We start from the raw sequence: 8,633 nt of genomic DNA, 5'->3' as shown, positions 1-8,633 counted from the left end.
GGGGGGGGCGCCCCGCCACGCGGTGCCGTCCGCCTCGGTGATCCGCACCGGCTCGGTCACCCGCAGCGTGGCGGCGGTCTGGAAGGAGACCTCGGTGTCCCGCTCGAAGTGGGTGAAGGCCTCCGGGTCCAGCGCCTCCTGCCGGACGTCCGGCCCGGCCAGCGCGAGCAGCCACAGCGCCGGGACGATGAACAGCACCAGCTTCAGGCAGAACTGGAAGGCCTGCACGTAGGTGGCGGCCCGCATGCCGCCCAGCGCCAGCGCGGTGGCGACCACCGCCCCGGCGATCACCACGCCGACCCAGTAGGGGGTGGGGCTGACCGCGCTCAGCACCAGCCCGGCGGTGCGCAGCTGGGGGACCAGGTAGAGGCCGGCGATGACCAGCACCACCACCGCGCCGAGCCGGCGCAGCCCGGGCGAGCCGAGCCGCGCCTCGGCGAAGTCGGGCACGGTGAGCGCGCCGGACCGGCGCATCGGCGCGGCGACCAGCACCAGCATCGCCAGGTATCCGGCGGCGAACCCGACCGGGTACCAGAGCGCGCCCGCGCCGTGCTTGAGCATCAGCCCGGCCACCCCGAGGAAGGACGCGGCGGACAGGTACTCTCCGGAGACCGCGGCCGAGTTGAGCAGCGGCGACACCCGCCGCGAGGCGACCAGGAAGTCGGAGGTGGTGCGCATCGCCGCCACCCCGCGCAGCCCGATCGCCAGCGTCACCACCAGCAGCGGCACCAGCGCGGCGAACGCGGTCACCGGTCCCCGCCCGGATCAGGGCGGCGTGCGGGCCCACCGGAGTCCTGCCCCGCCGGCCGGCCGGGGCCGTCCGGGGTCCGCCCCGCCGGCCGGCCGGGGCCGCACTCCGGATCGCCGCCGGGCCGGTCCGCCGCCTCGCCGGAGGGGCGGCCGGGAGGCCCGCCCGGGAGGCGGACCGCCGGTCCCGCGGATCCGCCGGGCGGGCGGTCGGCGGGAGCGTCCGCCCCGCCGGGGGTGCGTTCGATGTGTTCGGCGCGGAGCAGCTGCCAGAAGCCCAGTGCGGCCATCGCCGGGTACGGCAGCACCCCGATCATCAGCCAGGACACCGGGACGTCGAACAGCCGCAGGTCGTCCAGGCCGGGCCGGGCCCAGAGCAGCAGCGGCAGCCCGAACACCAGCACCGCGACGAGCAGCAGCGCCGCCCCGGCCTGGGTGCGCTGCCGCCGGTAGAGCGCCTCGGCCCGCTCGGCGTCCCCCGGGTCCAGCCGGGCCACCCGCCACCGCCCCCGCGCCCGCCCGCGCGCATGCGCCAGCCGCGTCTGCGGACTGCTCACCGCCACCCGCCGGGACCGCTCCATCAGCCCCGCCTCTCTCCGCGTCGATCTCGGCGCCGTCGCCGCCTCGACCGGCCTTGAGGCGGCGACGGCGCCGAGATCGACGCCTGGGGGGCGGAGAGAGCGGAGAGGGCAGGGGACGGGGGCATCACGGCCGGCCTCCGCCGAGTTCGCCGCGGCGGGCGGCGGCCATGAGCTGCTCGCGGAGCTCGCGGGCGTGCCGGCGGCTGACCGGGACGTCGCCGATGTCGGTGTGCGCGAGCAGGCCGCCCGCGGTGTCGCTGTGCAGCTCCCGGACCGCGTCCAGGGAGACCAGGTAGCCGCGGTGCACCCGGCTGAAGCCCGCCTCCGACCAGTACTCCTCCAACCGGGAGAGCGGCATCCGCAGCAGGTGCACCCCGGAGCGGGTGTGCAGCCGCACGTAGTCCCCGTTGGCCTCGGCGAACAGCACCTCGCTGCGGCGCACGTAGCGGGTGCGCCCGGCGTTCTCCACCGGCAGCACCGGCATGGTGTCCGGTGGGACGGGGGCGGGCGGCGGCACCCGGGGCGCGCCGGCGGCGGGGGGCGGGCCGGCCATCCGCACCACCTTGTCCAGGGCGGCGGCCAGGTGCTCGGCGCGCACCGGTTTCAGCAGGTAGTCCACGGCGCCGATGCGGTAGGCGGCGACCGCGTGCCGCTCGTGCGCGGTGACGAACACGATCGCCGGCGGCTCGCTCAGCCGGGCCAGCAGCGAGCCCAGCTCCAGCCCGTCCAGGCCGGGCATGGAGATGTCCAGGAAGACCGCGTCGAACCGGCCGGCCTGGATGCTCTTCAGCGCGCCGATCGGCTCCTGCGCGGTGACCACCTCGGCGACGTCCGGGGCGTCCCCGAGCAGCCGGGCCAGCTCCTCCAGGGCGGGCAGCACGTCGTCCACGGCGAGCACCCGGAGCCGGGCGCGCGGGCGCGGTGCGCCGGCGGTCACGGCAGCACCCCCGGCTGGAACCGGGGGACCCGGACCACCACCCGGGTCCCGGCGTCCTCGGCGGTCTCCACGACCAGCCCGTACCAGGGGCCGTAGACGTGCCGCAGCCGCCGGTCCACGTTGGCCAGCCCGACCGAGTCCGGGTCGCCCCGGCCGGCCAGTACCTCGCGCGCGGTCCGCGGCGGCATGCCCCGCCCGTCGTCCTCCACGCTGATCACGCAGTCGTTCCCCTCGGCCTCGCCGGAGACCAGCACCCGGCCGGCTCCGGCGCGCGGCTCGATGCCGTGCCGGATCGCGTTCTCCACCAGCGGCTGCAGCACCAGGTAGGGGACGGCCACCCCGAGCACCTCCGGCGCCACCCGCACCTGCACCCGGAGCCGGTCGCCGAGCAGCGCCCGCTGCAGCGCCAGGTAGGTCTCGATGGCGTGGAACTCGTCGGAGACGGTGGTGTAGTCGCCGTGCGAGGCCAGGCTGTACCGGGTGTAGTCGGCGAAGTCGAGCATGAGGTCCTGGGCGCGGTCCGGGTCGGACCGGGCCAGCGACGCGATGACGGTGAGCGCGTTGTACACGAAGTGCGGGGAGATCTCCGCGCGCAGCGCCCGGAACTCCGCCTGGGCGGCGCGCTCCGCGGTGGCCTCCAGCCGGGCCCGCTCCAGCGCGGCCGAGACCAGCGCCGCCGCCTCGCGCACCGCGGAGGCGGGGACGTCGCCGTAGACCACCAGCGCCCCGGCGAGCTCGTCGTCGACGTGCAGCGGCACCGCCGCCAGCGGCGCCCGGCCGGCCGCCGCCTCGGTGCGCAGCACCGCGTCCAGCAGCGGTGCGGTGTCGGCGTGCTCGGCGGGCCGCCCGGCCCACACCGGCGCCCCGGACAGGTCGGCCATGGCCAGCCCGCGCGCGCCGAGCAGCCGGCGCAGCCGCCGCGCCGCGACCCGGCAGCCGGGGCCGGACAGCCCGTCCTTCAGCCGCTCGGTCACGGTGCGCGCGGCGACCAGCGTCGCGGTGGGGTCGGTCTCCGTCCGGGCGCGCGCGAACGGGACGCTGACGAGTCGGGCGGGGCGCGATGGCATGGCCGGTTCCGTCACGGGTGGCGAGCGGTCGGGTCGGTGGGAGTGATCTGGGACACGGACACCGGAATTCTAGATCCCGGACCTGCCCCGCCGGGAGTGCGGGCCGCACGCGCGGAGCTGTGGCGGGGGTCACGGGGGAACGGTCGCCCCTCTTGTGTTCTCGTGGGGGCTCTGCCTAAACTCACAGATAACCACAACGAAACACAGGAGAAACCACATGTACGGCGAAGAGCGGAGGCAGGCGATCCTCGGCCGCGCGCGGGACGAGGGCCGGGTCGAGGTGGCCGCTCTGGCCGGCGCGTTCGACGTCACCTACGAGACGGTCCGGCGCGACCTCACCCTGCTGGAGCGCCAGGGCGTGCTGCGCCGGGTGCACGGCGGGGCGATCCCGATCGAGCGGCTCGGCTTCGAACCGGCCCTGCCGCAGCGGGACACCGTGATGACCGAGGAGAAGGAGCGCATCGCCGAGGCCGCCCTGGCCGAGCTGCCCGAGGAGGGCACGGTGCTGCTGGACGCCGGCTCCACCACCCGCCGCCTCGCCGAGCGGCTCCCCGCCGACCGGGAGCTCACCGTGGTCACCAACTCGCTGCCGATCGCCGCCGCGGTCTCCGCCCGCCCCAACCTCACCCCGCTGCTCATCGGCGGCCAGGTCCGCCCGCGCACCCAGGCCGCGGTGGGCCCCTGGGCCGCCCGGCTGCTCGAGCAGACCTACGTCGACGTCGGCTTCATCGCCACCAACGGCGTCTCCGCCGAACGCGGCCTGACCACCCCGGACACCTCCGAGGCCGAGACCAAGCGGCTGATGGTCCGCGCCGCCCGGCGCACCGTGCTGCTGGCCGACCGCACCAAGGTGGGCAACGACCAGTTCGCCCGGTTCGCCGACCTGGCCGACGTGGACTGCCTGATCACCGACGGCGGACTGGACCGCGGTGTCGCCGACGAGCTGGAGGCCGCCGGCCCCCGGGTCGTGCTGGCCTAGCGAGAGGGCACGAGAACACGCGATGATCTGCACCGTCACCCCCAACCCCAGCGTCGACCGGACGCTGGAGGTGGCCGCGCTCACCCCCGGAGAGGTGCTGCGCGCCCGCGGCTGGTCCACCGACCCCGGCGGCAAGGGCGTCAACGTCTCCCGCGCGCTGCACGCCAACGGGGTGCCGACCACCGCCGTGGTGCCGGTCGGCGGCGCCGAGGGCGAGCGCCTCGCCGAACTCCTCGCCGAGCGCGGCGTGCCCGCGCTGCCGGTCCGCGTCTCCGCGCCCACCCGGAACAACATCGCCGTGGTCGACGCCGCCGGGACCACCACCAAGATCAACACCCCCGGGCGGATCACCGCCGAGGAGACCGAGGCCCTGCTCGGCGCGGTCGCCGGCCGGCTCGACGCCCGCCCCCGGCTGCTGGTCGCCGCGGGCAGCCTGCCCGACGGCGCCCCGGTCGACCTGTACGCCCGGGTGGTGCGCGCCGCCGTCCGCCGCGGCGTCCCGGTCGCCGTGGACACCTCCGGCGCCCCGCTCGCCGCCGCGGTCCGCGCCGGCTCGGTCGACCTGCTCAAACCCAACGAGGAGGAGCTGGCCGAACTGGACGGCCAGGAGTTCACCACCCTGGGCGAGGTGGTCGCCGCCGCCCGCCGCGCACTGGCCCACGGCAACCGGGCCGCGCTGGTCACCCTCGGCCCGCACGGCGCGCTGCTGGTCGGGGCGGAGCGGGTGCACTGGGCCGGCGGCCCCGCGTTCGCGCCGCGCAGCACCGTCGGCGCCGGCGACTGCGCGCTGGCCGGCTACCTCGCCGCCCGCGGCACCCCGGCCGACCGGCTGGCCGCCGCCGCCACCTGGGGCCGGGCCGCCGCCGCGCTGCCCGGCAGCGCCGTCCCCGGCCCCGGCGACCTGGACCCCGGCCCGGTCCGGGTGGTCGCCGACCCCGACCCGGACCTGGTCATCAAGGAGCTGTGAGAGACACCCCGCCCCACCGGGCACGCAGTACGACCGAGGAGTTCGCCCCATGACCACCGCCCAGCCACCACTGACCACCCCGGAACTGGCCGCCACCGGACTGCGGCCCGCCGACCGCGACGAGGCGGTACGGCACCTCGCCGGGCTGCTGCACGCCGCCGGGCGCGTCACCGACCTGGAGGGATTCCTCGCCGACGTGCGCGCCCGCGAGGAGCGGATGCCCACCGGCATGCCCGGCCGGGTCGGTCTGCCGCACGCCCGGTCCGCGCACGTCACCGCGGCCGGCCTGGCCGTCGGGGTCTGCCCCGGCGGCGTCGACTGGGGCGGCCCGGACGGCGACGCCACCCTGGTCTTCCTCATCGCCGCCCCGGAGGGCGGAGGGGAGCAGCACATGAAGATCCTCGCCTCGCTGGCCCGCCGGCTGATCCACGAGGAGTTCCGCGCCTCGCTGCTGAAGGCGCCGGACGCCGCGGAGATCGCCGCCGTCGTCACCCGGGAGGTGGCCGCGCCATGAGGTTCGTCGCCGTCACCTCCTGCCCCACCGGCATCGCGCACACCTACATGGCGGCCGAGGCCCTGGAGCAGGCCGCCCGCGCCGCCGGGCACGAGATCGCGGTGGAGACCCAGGGCGCGGCCGGCTCCGACCCGATCGACCCGGCGGTGATCGCCGCCGCCGACGCCGTCATCTACGCCGCCGACCTGGAGGTCAAGGAGAAGGGCCGGTTCGCCGGCAAGCCCTTCGTCGACGTCGGCGTCAAGGCCCCGATCGCCGATGCGGCCGCGGTGCTGGAGCGCGCCGCGGCGGCCGCGGCGGAGGAGGACGCGCCGGACGGTGCGGAGCCGGCCGGCCCGCTCACCGGACCCGCGCCCGCACCCGCCACCAAGGTGGAGGCCGGCGCCGGGATCGGCACTCGGATCCGGCAGTGGCTGATGACCGGGGTCTCCTACATGATCCCGTTCGTCGCCGCGGGCGGCATCCTCATCGCGCTCGGCTTCATGGTCGGCGGCTACGGCATCTCCGAGGCCGACCCCTCGGTGGTGATCGACGGGTTCGACCCGCTCTCCGCGCACGCCTGGGGCGCCCTGATGTACCTGACCGGCTCGGCCGTGTTCGGGTTCCTGGTGCCGGTGCTCGCCGGGTTCATCGCCTACGCCATCGCCGACCGGCCCGGCCTGGTCCCCGGCTTCCTCGGCGGCGCCGCCGCGCTCACCGTCGGCGCCGGCTTCCTCGGCGGTCTGGCCGCCGGGTTCATCGCCGGGTTCACCGCGCTCTGGCTGACCCGGCTGAAGGTGCCCTCGGCGGTGCGCGGCATCATGCCGGTGGTGGTGACCCCGCTGCTCGCCTCGTTCGCCACCGGGTTCGCGATGCTGGTCGTCATCGGCCGGCCGCTGGCCGCGCTGATGGACGGGCTGAACGGCTGGCTGGGCTCGCTGACCGGCGCCAGCCTGGTGCTGCTCGGCGCCCTGCTCGGCGCGATGATGGCGTTCGACATGGGCGGGCCGCTGAACAAGGTCGCCTACACCTTCGCCACCGCCGGGCTGACCACGGTCGGCGCCTCCGCCGCCGGCGACCGGCCGGAGTTCACCGTGATGGCGGCGGTGATGGCCGCCGGAATGACCCCGCCGCTGGGGCTGGCCCTGGCCACCGCGGTGCGCAAGCGGGCGTTCACCGAGGCCGAGCGGGAGAACGGCAAGGCCGCCTGGGTGCTCGGCGCCTCCTTCATCACCGAGGGCGCCATCCCGTTCGCCGCCGCCGACCCGCTCCGGGTCATCCCCGCGCTGGTCGCCGGCTCGGCCGCCACCGGCGCGCTGACCGCCGCGTTCGGCGCCTCGCTGCGCGCCCCGCACGGCGGCGTCTGGGTGACCCCGCTGATCGGCGACCCGCTGATGTTCCTGCTCGCCCTGGTCATCGGCACCGGGATCACCGCCGGAGCGGTGCTCGCGCTGAAGGGCCTGCGCCGCCCCGCCGCCGAACCCGCCCCGGAACCGGCCGCCGCCTGACCCCGCCCCGCACATCCCCCCGCAGAGAAAGCAGAGAGACCATGCCCAGCAGAGACGTCACCATCGCCGCCGCCGTCGGCCTGCACGCCCGCCCGGCGAGCCTGTTCGTGAAGGCCGCGGCGGACACCGGAATCCCGGTCACCATCGCCAAGCAGGGCGGCGCCCCGGTCGACGCGCGCAGCCTGCTCGGGGTGATGGCCCTGGGCGCCGGGCACGGCGACACCGTCACCCTGGCCGCCGAGGGGGAGGGGGCCGAGGCCGCGCTGGACGGCCTCGCCGAGCTGCTCGGCCGCGACCTCGACGCCGCCTGACCGGCCCCGCCGCGCCCTCCCACGGAACTCCGCGATCGCCCGGAGCGTCGGAAAGGCAGGGGCGGCAGTCCGCCCCCGCCACCCGAACCGCCCCCCACCAGCGACGATCCGGGGCCCCGAGCGGGCCCCGGCGGAGGAACCCATGGTCTTCAAGCGCCTGCTCGCGGCCGTCGGCATCGGCGGCCCCAGCATCGACACCGTCATCCCCCGGCCGAGCGTCCGCCCCGGGGAGAAGGTGCAGGGCCACATCGACCTGGAGGGCGGGGAGGTCGAGTCCGACATCGAGCGGATCGACCTGGCGCTGCGGGCCCGGGTCGAATACGAGCGCGGGGACAGCGAGGGCACCAAGCGGGTGCTGTTCCACCAGGTGACGGTGGCCGGCGGGTTCCGGCTCGCGCCCGGCGAGCGGCAGCGCATCCCGTTCACCTACCCGCTCACCCTGCAGGCCCCGCTGACCATGGCCGGCGGGCACCGGCTCCCCGGCGCCGAGCTGGGGCTGAGCACCGACGTGTCGATCGGCGGCGCCCTGGACCCGGGGGATGTGGACCCGCTGGAGGTGCACCCGCTGCCCGCCCAGGAGCGGGTGCTGGAGGCGCTGGCGCGGATGGGCTTCCGCCTGGTCAAGACCGACGTCGAAGAGGGACGGCTGGCCGGGACCCGGCAGGAGTTCCCGTTCTTCCAGGAACTGGAGTACCGCGCCTCGCCGCAGTTCGCCGACCGGATGCGGGAGCTGGAGGTCTCCTTCGTCGCCGACGCCCAGGGCACCGAGGTGGTGCTGGAGGCGGACAAGCGCGGCGGCCTGCTCACCGAGTCCCAGGACCGCTTCGCCCGGTTCCGCGTCCCGCACCACGGCGACGGCGCCGACCTCGCCCCGGTGCTGGCCCAGCAGATCGAGCACATGGTCCGCCGCCGCGCCGGCCTGATGGGCGGCCTCTTCGGCTGACCGCCCCGACCGGACCAGGCCCCGCACCGGCCCGCACGCCGGCGGCGGGGCCTCTCCGTTCCCGCTCCGGAGGGTCCGCCGGTTCCGTCCGGCGGGCCGG

The 8,633-nt window shown here is 76.6% G+C and carries 10 protein-coding genes; 6 read left to right on the top strand and 4 right to left on the bottom strand.

Annotated features, from left to right (window positions below; genetic code table 11):
* From D459_RS0125670 to D459_RS0125655, 4 genes are all read right to left on the bottom strand, one after another.
* A partial coding sequence (locus tag D459_RS0125670) for a sodium:solute symporter family transporter (RefSeq protein ID WP_017595867.1) occupies window positions 1–750 on the bottom strand: 750 nt, incomplete at its 3' end.
* Complete coding sequence (locus tag D459_RS37145; protein ID WP_017595866.1) at window positions 747–1,328, bottom strand: hypothetical protein; 582 nt, start codon at window positions 1,326–1,328, stop codon at window positions 747–749. The genes D459_RS37145 and D459_RS0125670, both read right to left, overlap by 4 nt.
* A 124-nt stretch (window positions 1,329–1,452) precedes the next feature.
* Window positions 1,453–2,265, bottom strand: coding sequence for a LytR/AlgR family response regulator transcription factor (locus D459_RS0125660; protein ID WP_017595865.1), 813 nt, complete (start codon window positions 2,263–2,265; stop codon window positions 1,453–1,455).
* Window positions 2,262–3,332, bottom strand: a complete 1,071-nt coding sequence (locus D459_RS0125655) for a sensor histidine kinase (RefSeq protein ID WP_017595864.1) — start codon at window positions 3,330–3,332, stop codon at window positions 2,262–2,264. Before D459_RS0125655 ends, D459_RS0125660 begins: the two co-directional genes overlap by 4 nt.
* Window positions 3,333–3,549: 217 nt before the next feature.
* Between D459_RS0125655 and D459_RS0125650 the strand changes: the two genes are divergently transcribed.
* From D459_RS0125650 to D459_RS0125625, 6 genes are all read left to right on the top strand, one after another.
* Window positions 3,550–4,311 (top strand): DeoR/GlpR family DNA-binding transcription regulator, encoded by a 762-nt coding sequence (locus D459_RS0125650; RefSeq protein WP_017595863.1) that lies wholly within the window; start codon window positions 3,550–3,552, stop codon window positions 4,309–4,311.
* Between the two features lie 22 nt (window positions 4,312–4,333).
* Window positions 4,334–5,278 carry a 1-phosphofructokinase family hexose kinase gene (locus D459_RS0125645; protein WP_017595862.1) on the top strand — a complete coding sequence of 315 codons (945 nt, stop codon included), beginning with the start codon at window positions 4,334–4,336 and terminating at the stop codon, window positions 5,276–5,278.
* A 49-nt stretch (window positions 5,279–5,327) separates the two neighbouring features.
* Window positions 5,328–5,792: a PTS sugar transporter subunit IIA gene (locus D459_RS0125640; protein WP_017595861.1), complete on the top strand. Its 465-nt coding sequence runs from the start codon at window positions 5,328–5,330 to the stop codon at window positions 5,790–5,792.
* Complete coding sequence (locus D459_RS0125635; RefSeq protein WP_017595860.1) at window positions 5,789–7,279, top strand: PTS fructose transporter subunit IIC; 1,491 nt, start codon at window positions 5,789–5,791, stop codon at window positions 7,277–7,279. Before D459_RS0125640 ends, D459_RS0125635 begins: the two co-directional genes overlap by 4 nt.
* Before the next feature lie 41 nt (window positions 7,280–7,320).
* Window positions 7,321–7,590, top strand: coding sequence for an HPr family phosphocarrier protein (locus D459_RS0125630; RefSeq protein WP_017595859.1), 270 nt, complete (start codon window positions 7,321–7,323; stop codon window positions 7,588–7,590).
* 142 nt (window positions 7,591–7,732) lie between these two features.
* Complete coding sequence (locus D459_RS0125625; RefSeq protein WP_017595858.1) at window positions 7,733–8,533, top strand: sporulation protein; 801 nt, start codon at window positions 7,733–7,735, stop codon at window positions 8,531–8,533.
* The last annotated feature ends 100 nt before the right edge of the window (window positions 8,534–8,633 follow it).

The organism is Nocardiopsis potens DSM 45234 (assembly GCF_000341105.1).
Lineage (GTDB): Bacteria > Actinomycetota > Actinomycetes > Streptosporangiales > Streptosporangiaceae > Nocardiopsis_A > Nocardiopsis_A potens.
The sequence above is the reverse complement of the archived record's forward strand: the minus strand, read 5'-3'. Positions and strand labels throughout refer to the sequence as shown.

Coding starts and splice junctions, on each gene's coding strand:
- D459_RS0125625 (WP_017595858.1), top strand. CDS start 7,733: ATGGTCTTCAAGCGCCTGCTCGCGGCCGTCGGCATCGGCGGCCCCAGC.
- D459_RS0125645 (WP_017595862.1), top strand. CDS start 4,334: ATGATCTGCACCGTCACCCCCAACCCCAGCGTCGACCGGACGCTGGAG.
- D459_RS0125630 (WP_017595859.1), top strand. CDS start 7,321: ATGCCCAGCAGAGACGTCACCATCGCCGCCGCCGTCGGCCTGCACGCC.
- D459_RS0125655 (WP_017595864.1), bottom strand. CDS start 3,332: ATGCCATCGCGCCCCGCCCGACTCGTCAGCGTCCCGTTCGCGCGCGCC.
- D459_RS0125640 (WP_017595861.1), top strand. CDS start 5,328: ATGACCACCGCCCAGCCACCACTGACCACCCCGGAACTGGCCGCCACC.
- D459_RS0125650 (WP_017595863.1), top strand. CDS start 3,550: ATGTACGGCGAAGAGCGGAGGCAGGCGATCCTCGGCCGCGCGCGGGAC.
- D459_RS37145 (WP_017595866.1), bottom strand. CDS start 1,328: ATGGAGCGGTCCCGGCGGGTGGCGGTGAGCAGTCCGCAGACGCGGCTG.
- D459_RS0125635 (WP_017595860.1), top strand. CDS start 5,789: ATGAGGTTCGTCGCCGTCACCTCCTGCCCCACCGGCATCGCGCACACC.